Below are 15,797 nucleotides of genomic sequence, written 5' to 3'. Positions count from 1 at the left end.
CCGCGAGGTCTCCTTGTCCTGCGACGCCCGTCGTCGCGAGAAAGGAGAAACACGATGACTGCCCTGGTGCCGGGTTCACGCCTGGCGTTGCCGAGCATCGCGGCATGGCTGGAGAACCCCTGGCCGTTCGCCGAGCACAACCCCGTGCGGATCGAGGAGTCGACCGCGGACGGCAAGTTCCTCGTGCGTGCGGAACTGCCCGGCTTCGACCCGGAGAAGCACATCTCCGTGACGACCCACAACGGGCTGCTGACCATCTCCGCCGAACGTGAGGCGAAGGAAAACGCCGAAGGCCGTAGCGAGTTCTTCTACGGCACCTTCAGCCGCACGGTCAGCTTGCCCGCCGGCGCCGACCCGGCGAAGGTCAAGGCGACCTACACCGACGGCATCCTCGAGATCACGATGCCGGTCTCGGAGCACCCGCGCGACAAGCACGTCAAGATCCAGGTCACCAAGGACTAGGTGGCCACCGCGGTGGGCGCGGCCCCTTGGCCGGTCGCGCCCACCCCCCGTGCCCTGAGGAGAACAGATGAGCGTGGTGGCGGGCTCCCGGGCCCTGCTCTCCGGCGGCGACGTGGTGCTCGTGCGCCCGTTGCACCCGGCCGACACCGCCGAGGTGCTCGGCCTGCACACCCGGCTCACCCAGCAGGACACCTACTTCCGCTTCTTCGGCGCACCGTCCGGTTTGGACAAACTGGCGGCGGAGATGACGGCCGACCCCGGTCCGGACCACTACGCAGTGGGGTGTTACCGGCGTGGCGAGCTCGTCGGCGTCGCGAACTACGAAGTCCTGAAGGAATCCACGGACGCCGAAGTCGCCCTCGTCGTCGACGCGGCCGTACGCACCCAGGGCGTCGCGACGCTGCTGATGGAACACCTCGTTTCCCACGCGCGGAAAGCGGGGCTGAAGCGGTTCCTCGCCGAGGTGCTCGCCGAGAACGCCAAGGTGCTGCACGTCTTCTCCGACCTCGGCCTGCGGTTCGAAGCCAGCATCGGCGGGCCCGAGCGCGACGTCGTCATGATCCTGGACGAGGATGCCGCCTACCTCGACGCCGTGCTGGAGCGCGATTCGGTCGCCGACGCGGCCAGCCTGAAGCACCTCTTCGAGCCGTCCTCGATCGCCGTGATCGGCGCGGGACGCCGGCCGGGCTCGGTCGGCCACGCGGTCCTGGCCAATCTCGTCGCCTCCGGTTACCCGGGTCCGGTCGAGGTCGTGAACCCGCACGCGCGCGAGATCCTTGCCGTGCCGAGCGTCCCGTCCGTGGCCGCGCTGAGCCGCACCCCCGAGCTCGCCGTGGTCTGCCTGCCCGCGCCGGCCGCCGCGGACGCGGTCGAAGAATGCGGCAAGCGCGGCGTCCGCGCGGTCGTCATCATCTCCTCCGGACTGACCGGCACCGAGGCGGGGGACCGGGTCCACGCGGCGGTGCGCGAGCACGGCATGCGGCTGGTCGGCCCGAACTGCCTCGGCGTCGTGTCCACCGACCCGGACCGCCCCTACGACCTGACCTTCCTGGGCACCCGCGTGAAGCCCGGCAACATCGGCGTCGTCACCCAGTCCGGCGGAGTCGGCATCGCGCTCGCGGAGTCCCTCGGAGATCTCGGTCTCGGCATGTCGACGCTGGTCTCCACCGGCGACAAGTACGACGTCAGCGCCAACGACCTGCTGATGTGGTGGACCGCCGACCGCCGGACCGAACTGGCCGTGCTCTACCTCGAGTCCTTCGGCAACCCGCGCAAGTTCGGCCGCCTGGCGCGGCAGCTGGCCCGTACCCGCCCGGTGCTCGCCGTCCGCTCCGGCAGCGGCGACACCGCGCAGCGCGCCGCCGCCTCGCACACGGCGGCCGCCGCCACTCCGGCGGTCACGCGTGACGCGCTGTTCGACCAGGCCGGCGTCATCGCCGTGGACACCGTCGCCGAGCTGGTCGACGTCATCGCCGGACTGTCCTGGCAGCTGCTGCCGGGCGGGCGGCGCGTGGCCGTCGTCAGCAACGCCGGCGGTGCCGGGGTGCTGGCCGCCGACGCCTGCGAGCGGGAAGGCCTGGTCATGGCGGAGCTGTCCGACGAGACGCGTGAGCGGCTCGCCGAGGTCCTGCCGGCCGAAGCGGCGGTGCGGAACCCGGTCGACACGACCGCGGCCGTCTCACCGGAGGTGTTCGCCGGAGCCCTGCGTGCCGTGCTCGCCGACGACGGCGTCGACGCGGTGATCGCCGCGACCGTCCCGACCGCGGTCGGCGATCCGGGTTCGTCGCTGGCCGAGGTGCTGCCACCCGAGTACAAGACCGTCTTCGCGGTCCGGCCCGGGCAGCGCGCCCGCGTCGCGCCGCTCGTCCCGGACGGCCGCAGCGGTGTGACCGCTTGCTACGACGATCCGGCCGCGGCCGCCGCGGTCCTGGCCCGGCTGGTCCGCTACGAAGAGTGGCTGAACCGGCCCGAGAGCGACGAAACCGTTGCGCCGCTGGAAGATCCCGATGCGCTGCGGGCGTTCGCCGCCGGGCGCGAAGGCTGGCTGCCGCCCCGGGACGCCGTCGAGCTGCTGCGCCTGGCCGACCTCCCGATGGTGGAAACCCGCTACGTCGAAGCCGACGATTCAATGGCCGCCGCGGCCGCCGACCTGGACTCGCCGGTCGTGCTCAAGGCCGACGCCGACGGGTTGCTGCACAAGACCGCGGGTGGGGGCGTGCTCCTCGACGTGCACGGCGCCGACCGCATCCTGGAGGCGTTCCGCACGCTGCGTTCCCGGTTCGGCTCCGCCCTGCGCGGGGTCACCGTGCAGCCGATGGCCGAACCTGGTCGTGAGCTGCTGGTCGGCGTGCGGTCGGACCCGACGTTCGGGCCGCTGGTCGTGTTCGGCCTCGGCGGCGTCGACACGGACCTGATCGCCGACCACGCCGCCCGGCTCGCCCCGCTCACCGGCGCCGACGCCGACCTGCTGCTCGACGGACTGCGGGCGTCGAAGGCGCTCTGGTCGTCCGGGCAGCTCGATCGGGCGGCCGTGAAGGAACTGCTGCTGAAGGTCAGCCGCCTGGCCGAGCTCGTCCCCGAGCTGGCCGAGCTGGACCTCAACCCGGTGCGGGCCCGTTCTGACGGCTGCGTGGCGCTCGACGTCCGCGCCCGGCTCGAACGGTCCACGTCCGCCGACCCGTTCCTGCGCCGCTTGCGGGACTGAAACCGGAGGAAAACCGTGCGTGTGCTGACCCTCAACCCCGGTTCGTCGAGCTTGAAGGTGTCGCTGGTCGCCGACGGTGTGGCGGTCGGCTGGGCCGCTGGGGACCTGGCCGTTCCCGGCGTGGTCGCCCAGGCGATCAGCCGCTGGTCCGAGGTGGACGCGGTCGCCGTCCGCTTCGTCCACGGCGGCTCGCAGAAGGCCCCGGAGGTGGTCGACGACGCCCTCTTCGCGAACCTCGAGCGGCTCACGTCGCTGGCGCCGAACCACCAGCCGCTCTCGCTGACGGTGACCCGCGAGGTCCGGCGGCTCCTGCCGGACGTCCCGGTCATCGCCTGCTTCGACACCGCTTTTCACGCCCGGATGCCGGAAGCCGCGGCCCGCTACCCACTGCCGAAGTCGTGGACCACGCAGAACCGCTTGCGCCGCTACGGTTTCCACGGCCTCTCCTGCCAGTACGCCTTGCGGCGCACCGCGGAGCTGCTCGGCCGGCCGCCGGAAGAACTCCAGCTCGTCTGCGCCCACGTGGGCGCCGGAGTGTCGGTGACCGCGATCCGCGAGGGCCACGGCGTCGACACGAGCATGGGGTTCACCCCGCTCGAAGGCGCGATGATGGCCACCCGGTCCGGCTCGGTCGACCCCGGCCTGCTGCTGCACGTGATGCAGACGGTGCCGATGACCGCGGCCGAGATGGCCGACGCGTTGTTCCACCGCTCGGGGCTGGCCGGGATGACCGGGACGAACGGCGATCTGCGCCGGGTGCTGGCCGCCGCGGCCCACGGCGAGCAGGACGCCGAGGTCGCCCTCGACGTCTACCGGCACCGGCTCCGCCGGGAGATCGGCGCGGCCGCGACGAGCCTGTCGCGGCTGGACGCGGTGGTCTTCACCGGCGGTGTCGCCGAGCACCAGCCCGAGGTGATCACATCGGTCGTCGGCGGGCTCGGCGTCCTCGGTCTGCGTGCCGGAGACGTCCCGCACACCGAAATCGACCGGGTCATCACCGCACCGGACTCCCCGGTGCCCGCCCTGATCGTCCTGCCCCGGGAAGACCTGGAGCTGGCCCGCGGCGCCGAAGAGGCGCTCGCCCGAGTGTCCGTGAGGTGAAACCATGCACGTCCTTCTCACCGAATCTTCCTTCGGCGACTCCGACTTCCTGCTCCAGCCCCTGCGTGACACGGGCTGCCTGGTCAGCCGGTGCCACAGCCGCGCCGGGCTCTGCCGCGCCCTCGCGGTCGGGGGCCACTGCCCGCTCGACGAACCGTTCGCCCAGCCCGACCTCGTCGTCGACGTCCGCGGCCAGGCCGCCGAGCTGACCGCCCGCGAGTTCGGCGTCGTCTGCGCGATCCGGGACCACGTGCCGGTCGCGCTCGTCTCGCCGGATCCCGACGTCCGGGCCGGAGTGCCGCCCGGCCTGGAGAACCGCGTCACCGTGATCGACGTCGACGGCCTGCTGGCCACGTGCCGTGCCGCGTCGAGACACCTCGGTGTCGCCGGCGTCGGCGGATGATCTCGCCCGCGTTCCGGTGGGACCGTTCATCGCGAGCCGTCCTCGGCGACGCGCTGATGCGGCTCGGCCCGACCCGGTGCGTCGCGGAGGTCCGGCCCGACGAGATCGTGCTGACCGAGCCGCCCGGCCGCCGCGACCGGGCCGGGGGGACCGTGCTGCTGGAATGCGGCGCGGTGCTGTCGACGATCTGGACGGTCGTGCGGGTGCTGGGTCGCGAGCCCGCGGCGACCTTCCCGTACGACCCGGCCCGCCCCGACGTCGTGGCGGTCGTCCGGGTCGGCGCCGCGCGCGGTTCGACCAGCGGCGAATGGGCGCGGTACGCGGCGTTGCGCACGGTGGGCGAGACCCACCACGACGGCCCCTTGCGGCCGGTCAGCCTGGCCGTGCTGGGGGCACTGGCCGGCGACGACTTCTGGCCGGAGACGGATGTCCGGATAGTCCGCCCCGAGTGGGTACCGACGCTCAGGCGGCTCGGCGCCGACCTCGCGGGGCAGTCACCGCTCTTGATCACGACGCCAGGCGACAGCCGCCGCCACCACGTCCTCGCCGGCGCGGCCCTGCACGCGACCCGGCTGGCCGCGGCGGTCCGCAGTTTCACCTCCCGGGAGATCCCGCTGCCGGTCCAGGGGGCCGCGGAACGGGCCCGCAACACCGAACTGCTACCCGGCATCCCACAGGGGCTGCTGGTGGTCGGCCTTGCCGGGGCGAGGCGAAGAAAGACACGGTGAATCCGGGACAGCGGCTTGTTACGAATCGGCGTTCCGGAGCGACTCAGAGGTGACACGACTGTTTCGTTCGAGGCTGGTGGTGTCCGATGTGGTTGGTCTTGTGCGATGACTCCGAACAACTGAATCCCAGCAGGGCGGGACTGGGCCACCTGGTGGGCCTGGGAGCAGTTCTGTTCCCCGAGGAAACCGTGGCCCTGTACAGCACTCGGATCAAGGCTGCCCGGGCGGAACTCGGCGTGCCGCCGATTGCGGAAATCAAGTGGAGTCCCAAGAGCGGCAGCTGGTTCAAGACGGCCGAAGGCCGACCGGTGCGCGCCGAGCTGCAGCGCAGGATGATCGACGCGGCGGTCGAGGCCGGGGCGAGGTCGATTTCGGTGGTGTGGGCTCGCGGCCGTCTTGAGTGGGAGATCCCCCGGGTGCGCGCGATGGTGCTGGGTTTTCTCTACGACAAGGTGTCCAATTTTCTGAGGAACCAGGATCCACAGGGTCGCGGAATCGTCGTGGCCGACGAACCAGGCGGCAACTCGGCGGAACAGCACGCTTGGCTTGCGGACACACTTCCCCTCACGACGAAGGGGACGAAGTTCAATGCGCCCACGCGGATCGTGATGCCGATCTTGATGGCGCCGTCTCATCACGTTCCGCAGTTGCAGCTTGCCGATCTGGTTGCCGGTGTGACTGTCGGGGCAGTTGCGGGCAGCCCTTATGCCACGGCATTGATGCCCAACCTGCTGCGCATCGCGTCGCGGGACGAAGGTGGGCGGGTCGGAGGAACGGGTCTCACGCTTTGGCCGCCGGACCTCGCGAACCTCTACTGGCACGTTTGCCGCGATACGACCCGCCGAGACAGGGGCGGTGAATACGTGCTGCCGCACTCGGGCTGGGACTACCACATCGACGCCGGGACTCCTGCGGCTTGAGGAATCCCGGCGTTCGAACTCGGGCGATCACGCCGGAGCGAGCCGATGGGCTGCTTCCGGGGTGATGACCACCACCGGGCACCGCGAAAAGCGCACGCACTCCCGCCCTACGCTGCCCAGCACCACATCCGTGAGCGCTCCGCCGCGGTGGGTGCCGACGATCAGGAGGTCCGCGTCCGCCGAGGCCGTCACCAGCTCCGTTGCCGGGTCGCCGTGGACCGTGCGGGTCTCCAGCTCCGCCGTCGTGTCGAACGCCAGCCCGGCGACGTGCTCGTCCAGGGAGTAGCCGGCCTCCGGCACGCGCCCGTGGGGGTGGATGGCGAACGACGTCCCGGGCAGCAGTGCGTCGCGGGGCCGGACGAGGATCGCGCGGACCGTGTCTCCGTTGTGCGCACCGACTTCCAGCGCCCACTGCAGTGCCGCGTCGCCGCGGGGCGTGCCGTCCATGCCGACGACGATCACACGACCAGTACGCGAAACCATGGCGAGCCTCTCTTCCTCTTCGATGTCACCGCGATCGTGCGCCGCTCGCGGGGAGGCCGGTAGGGGCCGAATTACGCCGGAGCAGAGGACTTTGTGCTCCGGTGCCCGTACCCACCGCGGACTCACGATGACTTCGGCGGAGCGCCCGGCTCCGCGTACGGGAGTGACCGCGATGACCGCCGCAGCACCGGCAGCCCTGACCTCCGAACAGATCGGCGTGCTCGCCCGCGCGGTGAGCCGCGCGCCTTCGGTGCACAACAGCCAGCCGTGGCAGCTGCTCGTCCGCGGCACCGAGGTGGACCTGCTCGAGCGCCGGGACGTCGGGCTGCGCCGGCACGATCCGTCCGGCCGGGACCGGCTGCTGTCCTGCGGCGCCGCCGTCGCCAACCTGGAGCTCGCGGTGCGCGCTCTCGGCCGGGACTGCCACGTCGGGTTCCGGGACGACGACGTCGTCGCCACCGTGACGATCGGCCGCCCGCGGACGCCTTCCGCCCGCGACTTCGCGCTGTACCAGGCGATCAACCGCCGGCGCAGCCACCGGCGCCACTTCTACCACAACCGGGTGCCGGCGGCCGTCCACACCGCGGTGGTCGCCGCGGGCGAGACGACCGGCATCCACCTCGTCGTGCCCGGCCGGCTGGACAAGCTGGCCGAGCTGCTCGGCTTCGCCACGCGCGTGCTCCGCGAAGACCGCGGTTACCAGCGCGAGCTGGAGCTGTGGACCGCGCACACCCACGGCTGGGAGGCGATCGGTGACGGCGTCCCCGAGGACGCGCTGAGCCCCGAAGCCCTGCCGGTGGCGGGACTCGTCCGCACCGGCACCCCCGTGCCCGACGACGTCGTGCTCACCGAACGGCTGGCCGCGGAGAACCTGCTGGTCGTCTGCACCGACGGCGACACCCGGACCGATCACCTCGCCGCCGGTGCGGCCCTGCAGCGCGCCTGGCTGACCGCGACGGCGAAGGCCCTCGTCGGCTCGGTGCTCACCCAGCCCCTGCACCTGACCGGCCTCCGGTCGCGGCTGGTCTCGGAGCTGGCCCTGCCGGGTGTGCCGCAGGCGATCTTCCGTTACGGATACCCGGCCGTTCCCAGCGCCCCCTCACCACGACTCCCGCTCGGCGAGATGTTCCCACCACCAGGAGGACTCCGATGACCTACGTACGCGATCTGGCCGAGATCCGGCTCACCGACGACGAGACCGTCGGCGGCAAGGGCGCCAACCTCGGCGAGCTGATCTCCGCGGGCTTCACCGTCCCGGGCGGCTTCGTCATCTCCCGCGACGGCTACTGGGCCGCGCTGGAGCACGCCGGCGTCCGCGCCGAGCTGGCCGACCTGCACGCCAAGGCGGTGGCCAATGTGGACGACACGACGGCACTGTCCGAGGCCTGCGACCGGATGCGCGACCTCGTCCGCCTCGCCGGGCTCACCGGCGACCTGCGTGCCGAGATCGCCGCGGCCTACCACGGCCTGGGCGGGTCCACGCCGGTCGCGATCCGGTCGTCGGCCACGGGGGAGGACGGCGCCGAGGCCTCCTTCGCCGGGATGAACGCCACCTACACCAACATCTGGGGCGACAACGCGGTGGCCGAGCGCGTCATCGACTGCTGGACGTCGCTGTTCAGCCCGCGCGTGGTCAGCTACCGCGCAAGCCGGGGGTTCACCGGCGAGCCGGCGATCGCGGTCGTCGTCCAGCGCATGATCCAGTCCGAGCTCTCCGGGGTGATCTTCACCGCCGACCCGCGCACCGGCGACCGCGACCGCGTGGTCGTCGAAGCCGTGTTCGGCCAAGGCGAAGCGATCGTCAGCGGTGCCGTCGAGCCCGACACCTATGTCGTCGGCAAGAAGGACCTGCTGGTCCTCTCGGTCCGGGTCGGCAAGCAGAGCCACAAGATCATCGCCGAAGCCGGCGGCGGCGACGTCCGGATCGAGCTGCCCGGGCCCGCGGGCGGCCGCCGCGTCCTGAGCGACACCCTGGTGCTGGAGCTGGCCCGGATGGCTTCGCGGGTCGAGGAACACTACGCCGTACCGCAGGACATCGAGTTCGCGATCGCCGACGACGAGATCTTCCTGGTCCAGTCGCGCCCGATCACCACGCTGCCGCCGCTGACGGCGGTGACGACCGAAGCGCTCGTCACCGGGCTCGCCGCGTCGCCGGGCGAGGGCAGCGGCGCGGTGCGCGTGTTGCACGACCCGGCCGAGGCGAAACACCTGCGGGACGGCGAGGTCCTCGTCGCGCCGATGACGAACCCGGACTGGGTGCCGGCGATGCGCCGGGCCGCCGCCGTGGTCACCGACGGCGGCGGGATGACCTGCCACGCCGCCGTGGTCGCCCGCGAGCTGGGCGTGCCGTGCGTCGTCGGAACCGGCGACGCCACCCGCGTGCTGGCCGACCGCACGCTGGTCACCGTCGACGGCACGAAGGGCGAGGTCCGGGCCGGTGCGGCCAAGAAGGCGCCGGCGCGCACCGAACCGGTCGCCGGGCCGGTGGCGCCGGAAGCCATCGGCACCAAGCTGTACGTCAACCTCGCCATGCCCGACCACGCCGAAGAGGTCGCCGCCCAGGCGGTCGACGGCGTCGGCCTGCTGCGCGCGGAGTTCCTGCTGACCGAGGCCCTGGACGGCCGGCACCCGCGCGACCTGCTCGCCAAGGGCGAAGAGCGATCCTTCGTGGACAAGATGACGGAGTCGCTGCTGAAGATCACCCGGCCGTTCGGCACCCGCCCGGTGGTCTACCGCGCGACCGACCTGCGGACCAACGAGTTCCGCGGCCTGGCCGGCGGCGACGCCTTCGAGCCGGTCGAGAGCAACCCGATGATCGGGTACCGCGGCTGCTACCGGTACGTCCGCGAGCGCGACCTGTTCGCCCTTGAGCTGGAGACCCTCGCGAGGGTGCGCGAGCAGACGCCGAACCTGCACCTGATGATCCCGTTCGTGCGCACCAAGTGGGAGCTGGAGGAGTGCCTCGAGCTGGTCGACGCCAGCCCGCTCGGGCGGCAGCGTGGGCTGCACCGCTGGATCATGGCCGAGGTCCCGTCGGTCGTGTACTGGCTGGGCGAGTACGCCGGGATGGGCATCGACGGCGTCTCGATCGGCAGCAACGACCTCACGCAGCTGGTGCTGGGCGTCGACCGCGACTCGGCGCAGTGCGCGGAGCTGTTCGACGAGGCCGACCCTGCGGTGCTGGACGCGATCGAGAAGATCGTCCGCATCGCCCGGCACCGCAACATCACCTCGTCGCTGTGCGGCCAGGCGCCCTCGACCAAGCCCGGCTTCGCGGAGCACCTCGTCCGCTTCGGCATCACGTCGATCTCGGTCAACCCGGACGTCCTGGGCGAGTCCCGCGCCGCCATCGCCTCGGCCGAGCGGCGGATCCTGCTGGAGAGCACCCGATGACCAGCGCCATCGAAATCACCGGGCTGCGCAAGCGGTTCGGCCGGACGACGGCGCTCGACGGGCTCGACCTGACCGTCGAAACCGGGGAGGTGCACGGCTTCCTCGGCCCGAACGGCGCCGGGAAGACCACCACGCTGCGGGTGCTGCTGGGCCTGCTGCGCGCCGACGCCGGCGAGCTGCGGCTGCTCGGCGGCGATCCGTGGCGGGACGCCGTGGCGCTGCACCGCCGTCTCGCGTACGTGCCGGGTGAGGTCTCGCTGTGGCCGAACCTCACCGGCGGCGAGGTCATCGACCTGCTCGGGCGGCTGCGCGGCGGCCTGGACCCGGTGCGTCGCAAGCGCTACCTCGACCGGTTCGAGCTCGACCCCCGGGTCAAGGGCCGCGCGTACTCGAAGGGCAACCGCCAGAAGGTCGCCGTGGTCGCCGCGCTCGCGTCGGACGTCGAACTGCTGGTGCTCGACGAGCCGACCAGCGGGCTCGACCCGTTGATGGAGCAGATCTTCCGCGAGTGCGTCCGCGAGGAACGGGAGCGAGGCCGGACGATCCTGCTGTCCAGCCACATCCTGTCCGAAGCGGAAGCCCTGTGCGATCGGGTCAGCATCATCCGGGCCGGCCGCCTGGTCGACTCGGGCAGCCTCGACGAACTGCGGCACCTCGCCCGGACCACCGTCACCGCGCGGCTTTCCGGCACCGCGGACGGCCTGGCGCACCTGCCGGGGGTGCACGACTTCAGCGCCGAGGGCGGCCAGGTGCGGCTCACCGTCGACAACGCCGAGCTGGCGTCGGTGCTCGGACTGCTGAGCCAGTGCGGGGTCCGGAGCCTGACCAGCAACCCGCCGACCCTGGAAGAGCTGTTCCTGCGCCACTACCGCACCGAAGCGGGCCGGACGGCGGTGCCGGCATGAGCTCGCTGACCGGCACCGGCACGCTGGTCCGGCTGGCGCTGCGCCGGGACCGGGTCCGCCTGCCGGTGTGGACGGCGGTGTTCACCGCGGTGGCGGCGTCGTCGGCCGCGGCGACCGCGGCGGTCTACCCGGCCGCGGGAGACCAGCGGGGCGCGGCCGACAGCATCAACTCGGTCCCGGCCCTGGTCGCGCTGTACGGCCCGGTGTACGAGCCGACGCTGGGCGCCACGTCGGTGTTCAAGCTGACGGCGTTCGGCGCGGCCCTGATCGCCCTGCTGATGATCTTCACCGCGGTCCGGCACACCCGGGCCGAGGAGGAGGCCGGCCGGCGGGAGCTGCTCGGCTCCGCGGTGGTCGGCCGGTTCGCGGGCCTGGCGGCGGGCGTCGTCGTCACGGCGGTGTCGAGCCTGGTCCTCGGCCTCTTCAGCGGGCTGGGGCTCGCGGCGGCGGGGCTGCCGGTGGCCGGCTCGCTGGCGTTCGGCCTCGGCTGGGCGGCCGCCGGTCTCGTCTTCGGCGGGGTCGCGGCGGTGACCGCCCAGCTGACCAAGAGCGCGAGAGCCGCTTCGGGCCTCGCCGTCGTCGCGCTGCTCGCGGCGTACTTCCTGCGGGCGGTGGGTGACTCCGCCGGCCCGCGCTGGTTGTCGTGGGCGTCGCCGATCGGGTGGACCCGGCAGGTCCGGCCGTACGCCGGTGACGTGTGGTGGGTCTTGGCCGTTCCGCTGCTCGTCACCGCGGCACTGCTCGCCGCGGCGGCCGCGCTGGCCCGCGTCCGCGACATCGACGCCGGGCTGCTGCCGGATCGTGCGGGCGCGGCGCACGCCGCTCGTTCCCTGGGCGGGGCGTGGGGCCTGACCTGGCGGCTCAACCGCGCGAACCTGGCCGCCTGGCTGGCCGGGTACGTCCTGATCGGACTGGTGCTGGGCGGCCTGGCGGGCAACGTCGGGAAGATGCTCGACAGCGACGGTGCCCGGGCGCTGATCACGGCGCTCGGCGGGGAACAGGCGCTCGAAAACGCGTTCCTCGCGGCCGAGTTCTCGATGGCGGGGGTGATCACCGCCGGCTACGCGATCACCGTCCTGGTCCACCTGCGGGGCGAGGAGCGAGCGCTGCGCGTCGAACCGCTGCTGGCCACCGCGCTCGACCGCCGCCGCCTGCTGGCGGGGTACCTCCTGCTCGCGGTGGCCGCACCGGTGCTGCTGCTCACGGCGCTCGGGCTCACGGCCGGGCTGGCGTACGGGATCCGTACCGGCTCGCCCGGCGCCGAGGCGGTCCGGCTGGTCGGCGCGGCACTGGCCCAGCTGCCCGCGGCCTGGGTGCTCGCCGGGCTCGCGACGGCACTGTTCGGCTTCGTGGCGTGCGCGGTCACCGTGGCTTGGGTCGCGCTGACGACGTTCCTGCTGCTGGGCGAGTTCGGGGTGCTGCTGAAACTCGACCAGTGGGTGCTCGACCTGTCGCCGTTCACCCACTCGCCGAAGCTGCCCGGTGCCGTCGTGCACCTCGCTCCGTTGCTCTGGCTCACCGCACTGGGCGGCGCGCTGGTCGTGGCGGGGATAGCCGGGTTCCGCCGGCGCGACATCGCGGGTTGACACACGAAGGGATGAGCCGATGTCCGAGGGTTCCCGCGCCGCCGCGCTCAGCGCCGCCCGCCGAGCGTCCGCGCGCTACCGCACCAGCCCGTGGCCGGGCGGGCTCCACGTGACCGGCCACCGGGCGGCGGCCGGCCCCGATCCGGTGCTGAGCTTCCTCGGCGGGGCCGGGTGCGCCCGGTACCTGCTCGAGACCCCGGACGCGAAGCTGCTTGTCGGGTGCGGGCTGTTCGCCGGGCCGGACGCGTTGTGGCGCCGCAACTTCTCACCCTGCCCGGACGAGCTGCACGCGGTCGACGCGGTGATCCTGCCGAGCGCCGGCCTCGGGCACGCGGGATTCCTGCCGCAGCTGGTCGCCGAGGGCTGGCACGGGCCGGTGTTCGCGACGCCCGGGACCGCCGCGCTGCTCCCGGTCGCCTTGGGCGACGCCGCGAAACAGTTCGAGGAAGACGCGGACCGGTGGTGCCCGCCCGGCCCGGCCGTCCCGCCGTTCCGCGCCGAGGACGTCAGCCGGGCCGTGGACCTGGTGCGGCCGGTCGAATTCGGCACGCTCCGGCAGCTCGACGGCGCGGAGCTGGAGTTCGGCCGCTCGGGCGGGCGGCTCGGGGCGGCGTGGGTGCGGATCCGCGCGGGTGGCCGCTCGGTCGTGTTCGCCGGGCCGCTGGGCGCGGCCGGTCATCCGCTGCTGCGCCGGCCGGACCCGCGGCCCCGCTCGGACGTCCTGGTGCTCGCCGCTCCCCAGGAGCCCGGCGACCGCCACCTGCCGGGGCGGTTCGCCGCGGCGGTGCACCGTGCGGTCCGGCGGGGCGGGAGCGTCGTCGTCCCCGCGGCCGCGGTGGGCACCGAGCTGCTGCTGACGATGGTGCGGGACCTCATGGACGCCCAGGAGATCCCGCGGCTGCCGGTCCTGCTCGACAGCCCGGCGGGCCTGGCCGGAATCGACGTCCACCGCCTGGCGATGGCCGAGCGGTGGCCCGAGCTGCGCCGCGACGGCCGGGTGGCGGTGCCCGATCGGCCGGCCGGGCAGGTCACGGACCGGCCGTCGATCATCGTGGCCGGGCTCGAAACGGCGGACTCGGGACGGGTGCTGCGGCACCTCGCCGCGGCGCTGCCGGATCCGCGCAACGGCGTCGTCCTGCTGGGACACCCCGCGCCGGGAACGCGTGCCGCGCAGCTCGCGGACGGCGCCCGGCACCTCAAGATCCGCGGGCGCTACGTGTCGGTCCGGGCCGAGGTGACCGCGCTGGGCGGCACCGGCGAGTTCGCCGGCCCGGCGGAGGTACAGGCGTGGGCGACCGCGACACCGGCGCCGGAAACGGCCTTCGTCGTCGAGGGCGAGCCGGCGCCGTCGTACGCGTTGGCGAAGGCGCTGCACGCCGAGGCGGGGTGGTGCGCGGTCGTCCCGGAGGAAGCGGAACGTGTGCTGTGCTGACTACTCGTCGAGGGTGAGCTGTTCGAGGTGGAAGGCGAAGTGCCGGGCCGGGTAGCGGTAGACGTCGGCCAGCGTCATGTACGGCCGGAAGAAGGGGTCCCACCGGGTCGGGTAGTGCATCCCGCGCTCGAGGTCGGCTTCGCCGGCCCGGTCGAGGCTGCGGTGGAGTGACGCGATGATGCGGTCGAGCCACGCGGCCGCGAGCCGCGGGCCGATCAGGCCGCCACCGCAGGACCCGAGGTAGTTGATCACGTGGAAGGGGGGTGTGGCCGCGTTCAGCACGGCGGCGAACCCGCGGCTCACGGGGTCCGGCAGCCGGCCGAAGACGCGGATCAGCACCAGCAGGGCACGCACGATCTGGTAGCCGAACACGAGGTGGAACAGCAGCTGCCCGTTGGTCCACCGGGTGCCCCGCGACCGACGGCGCAGATCGGCGGCCGTCGCGGCGGCCACCAGCTCGTGGAGGGTGGCGCGGTCGCGCTCCCACTGCTCGTGCACTGCTCGCCGGTCCATGGTTCGGCCTCCGCTCGCGCCGCTGGAGCATCCCACGGGCCGCCTGAAGCCGGTCTCAGCGCGGGTTCGCACGGGAGGTCTTTGGTCCTTCGGGGTCGTGACGCGTTGCCGTCGCGGGGGAGCGTCGCCGCCGGTGATGCTGGGTGGGTTCGTACCCCAGCGACCCGGAGCCCGACGATGAGCCGACCACTGCCCGACGTGCTCGACCAGGCCCTCGCCTCGGCCGTGCGCGCGCCTTCGCCGCACAACACCCAGCCCTGGCGGTTCACCGTCGAGCACGACGTGATCGAGGTGTGGCTGGACCGCGAGCGGCTGCTCACCGTGGCCGACCCGCACGCGCGGGAGGCGCGGCTCGCCTGTGGCGCGGCCGCCTTCAACCTGGTCATCTGCCTGCGCGCCAACGGGCTCGCCGCGACCGTGCGGATGCTGCCCGACCGGACCCGGCCCGACCTGGCCGCGGTGATCCGGCTCGACGGCAACCAGAAGGCCACCGCCGTCGAGCGCAAGCTCGCCGACGCCGTCTTCCGCCGGCACACCAACCGCCGTCCGCTGCTGGACAAGGAAGTGCCGCCCGCGTTGCGCGCGGCACTGAAATCCGCGGCGCTGAGCGAGGGCGGGCAGATCGAGTACCTCGACGCTTCCGGCCGGTACACGCCGGTGGCCTCGCTGGTCCGGCAGGCCGAGGCGCTGCAGACCGGTGACCTCGACTTCGCGGCGGAAGCCGCGTTCTGGACCCACCGCGAGCTCGACAGCCCCGACGGCGTCCCGAAGATCGCGTCCGGCCCGCCGCCGCACAGCCCCGGCATCGTCTCGCTGCGCGCGTCGCACGAGAACAGTGAGCTGCCCGAGCGCGAATACGAACAAGAGCCGCTGCTGGGCGCGCTGCTGACCCGGGACAAGGGGCCGCACGCGGAAGTCCGCGCCGGGATGGCGATGCAGCGGGTGCTGCTCACCGCGACCGCCGAGGGCCTGGCGACGTCGTTCCTGTCCCAGCCGTTCGAAACGCCGCGGACGCGGGAGTCGATCGACCGGCTCTTCGCCGGGATCGGGCAGCCGCACACCCTGCTGCGCATCGGTTACGGCTACCCGACCCGGCTGACGGGCCGGCGGCCGGTGGCGGACGTCCTGACCCAGCGCACCGGCCCGGACGTCCCGGCGAGCTGACGT

14 protein-coding genes are annotated in these 15,797 nt (G+C 73.0%); 12 read left to right on the top strand and 2 right to left on the bottom strand.

The window, feature by feature from the left end:
* The first annotated feature begins 54 nt into the window (after positions 1 to 54).
* From QQ657_RS03280 to QQ657_RS03255, 6 genes are all read left to right on the top strand, one after another.
* Complete coding sequence (locus tag QQ657_RS03280) at positions 55 to 462, top strand: Hsp20/alpha crystallin family protein (RefSeq protein ID WP_284740523.1); 408 nt, start codon at positions 55 to 57, stop codon at positions 460 to 462.
* A 67-nt stretch (positions 463 to 529) separates the two neighbouring features.
* Positions 530 to 3,166 carry a bifunctional acetate--CoA ligase family protein/GNAT family N-acetyltransferase gene (locus QQ657_RS03275; protein WP_284740522.1) on the top strand — a complete coding sequence of 879 codons (2,637 nt, stop codon included), beginning with the start codon at positions 530 to 532 and terminating at the stop codon, positions 3,164 to 3,166.
* A gap of 15 nt (positions 3,167 to 3,181) precedes the next feature.
* Entirely contained in the window at positions 3,182 to 4,267 is a 1,086-nt protein-coding gene (locus QQ657_RS03270) for an acetate/propionate family kinase (RefSeq protein WP_284740521.1), read from the top strand.
* A 4-nt stretch (positions 4,268 to 4,271) separates the two neighbouring features.
* On the top strand, positions 4,272 to 4,670 hold the full coding sequence (locus QQ657_RS03265) for a hypothetical protein (protein ID WP_284740520.1): 399 nt from the start codon (positions 4,272 to 4,274) through the stop codon (positions 4,668 to 4,670).
* Positions 4,667 to 5,398: a hypothetical protein gene (locus tag QQ657_RS03260; RefSeq protein ID WP_284740519.1), complete on the top strand. Its 732-nt coding sequence runs from the start codon at positions 4,667 to 4,669 to the stop codon at positions 5,396 to 5,398. Before QQ657_RS03265 ends, QQ657_RS03260 begins: the two co-directional genes overlap by 4 nt.
* Positions 5,399 to 5,484: 86 nt before the next feature.
* Positions 5,485 to 6,318, top strand: coding sequence for a DUF3800 domain-containing protein (locus tag QQ657_RS03255; RefSeq protein WP_284740518.1), 834 nt, complete (start codon positions 5,485 to 5,487; stop codon positions 6,316 to 6,318).
* Positions 6,319 to 6,345: 27 nt separating this feature from the next.
* Here the strand turns inward: QQ657_RS03255 and QQ657_RS03250 are convergent, their stop codons facing one another.
* Complete coding sequence (locus QQ657_RS03250; protein WP_434056714.1) at positions 6,346 to 6,765, bottom strand: universal stress protein; 420 nt, start codon at positions 6,763 to 6,765, stop codon at positions 6,346 to 6,348.
* 208 nt (positions 6,766 to 6,973) lie between these two features.
* Between QQ657_RS03250 and QQ657_RS03245 the strand changes: the two genes are divergently transcribed.
* Genes QQ657_RS03245 through QQ657_RS03225 form a run of 5 tightly spaced genes read left to right on the top strand, consistent with a single transcriptional unit; the run spans position 6,974 to position 14,117 of the window.
* Positions 6,974 to 7,954 (top strand): Acg family FMN-binding oxidoreductase, encoded by a 981-nt coding sequence (locus QQ657_RS03245; RefSeq protein WP_284740516.1) that lies wholly within the window; start codon positions 6,974 to 6,976, stop codon positions 7,952 to 7,954.
* Positions 7,951 to 10,194, top strand: a complete 2,244-nt coding sequence (gene ppsA / locus QQ657_RS03240) for a phosphoenolpyruvate synthase (RefSeq protein WP_284740515.1) — start codon at positions 7,951 to 7,953, stop codon at positions 10,192 to 10,194. Before QQ657_RS03245 ends, ppsA begins: the two co-directional genes overlap by 4 nt.
* Positions 10,191 to 11,099: an ABC transporter ATP-binding protein gene (locus QQ657_RS03235; RefSeq protein ID WP_284740514.1), complete on the top strand. Its 909-nt coding sequence runs from the start codon at positions 10,191 to 10,193 to the stop codon at positions 11,097 to 11,099. Before ppsA ends, QQ657_RS03235 begins: the two co-directional genes overlap by 4 nt.
* Entirely contained in the window at positions 11,096 to 12,685 is a 1,590-nt protein-coding gene (locus QQ657_RS03230; RefSeq protein WP_284740513.1) for an ABC transporter permease, read from the top strand. The genes QQ657_RS03235 and QQ657_RS03230 overlap by 4 nt, the downstream gene beginning before the upstream one ends.
* Before the next feature lie 19 nt (positions 12,686 to 12,704).
* Positions 12,705 to 14,117, top strand: a complete 1,413-nt coding sequence (locus tag QQ657_RS03225) for an MBL fold metallo-hydrolase (protein ID WP_284740512.1) — start codon at positions 12,705 to 12,707, stop codon at positions 14,115 to 14,117.
* Here QQ657_RS03225 and QQ657_RS03220 read toward each other — a convergent pair whose 3' ends face one another.
* Positions 14,118 to 14,630: a DinB family protein gene (locus QQ657_RS03220; RefSeq protein ID WP_284740511.1), complete on the bottom strand. Its 513-nt coding sequence runs from the start codon at positions 14,628 to 14,630 to the stop codon at positions 14,118 to 14,120.
* A gap of 177 nt (positions 14,631 to 14,807) precedes the next feature.
* Here QQ657_RS03220 and QQ657_RS03215 point away from each other — a divergent pair, with 177 nt between their 5' ends.
* Positions 14,808 to 15,794, top strand: a complete 987-nt coding sequence (locus QQ657_RS03215) for an Acg family FMN-binding oxidoreductase (protein WP_284740510.1) — start codon at positions 14,808 to 14,810, stop codon at positions 15,792 to 15,794.
* Positions 15,795 to 15,797 lie beyond the last annotated feature (3 nt).

The organism is Amycolatopsis ponsaeliensis, from assembly GCF_030182635.1.
In the GTDB taxonomy this organism is placed as follows: domain Bacteria; phylum Actinomycetota; class Actinomycetes; order Mycobacteriales; family Pseudonocardiaceae; genus Amycolatopsis; species Amycolatopsis ponsaeliensis.
This window is presented reverse-complemented; position numbering and strand designations above follow the sequence as displayed.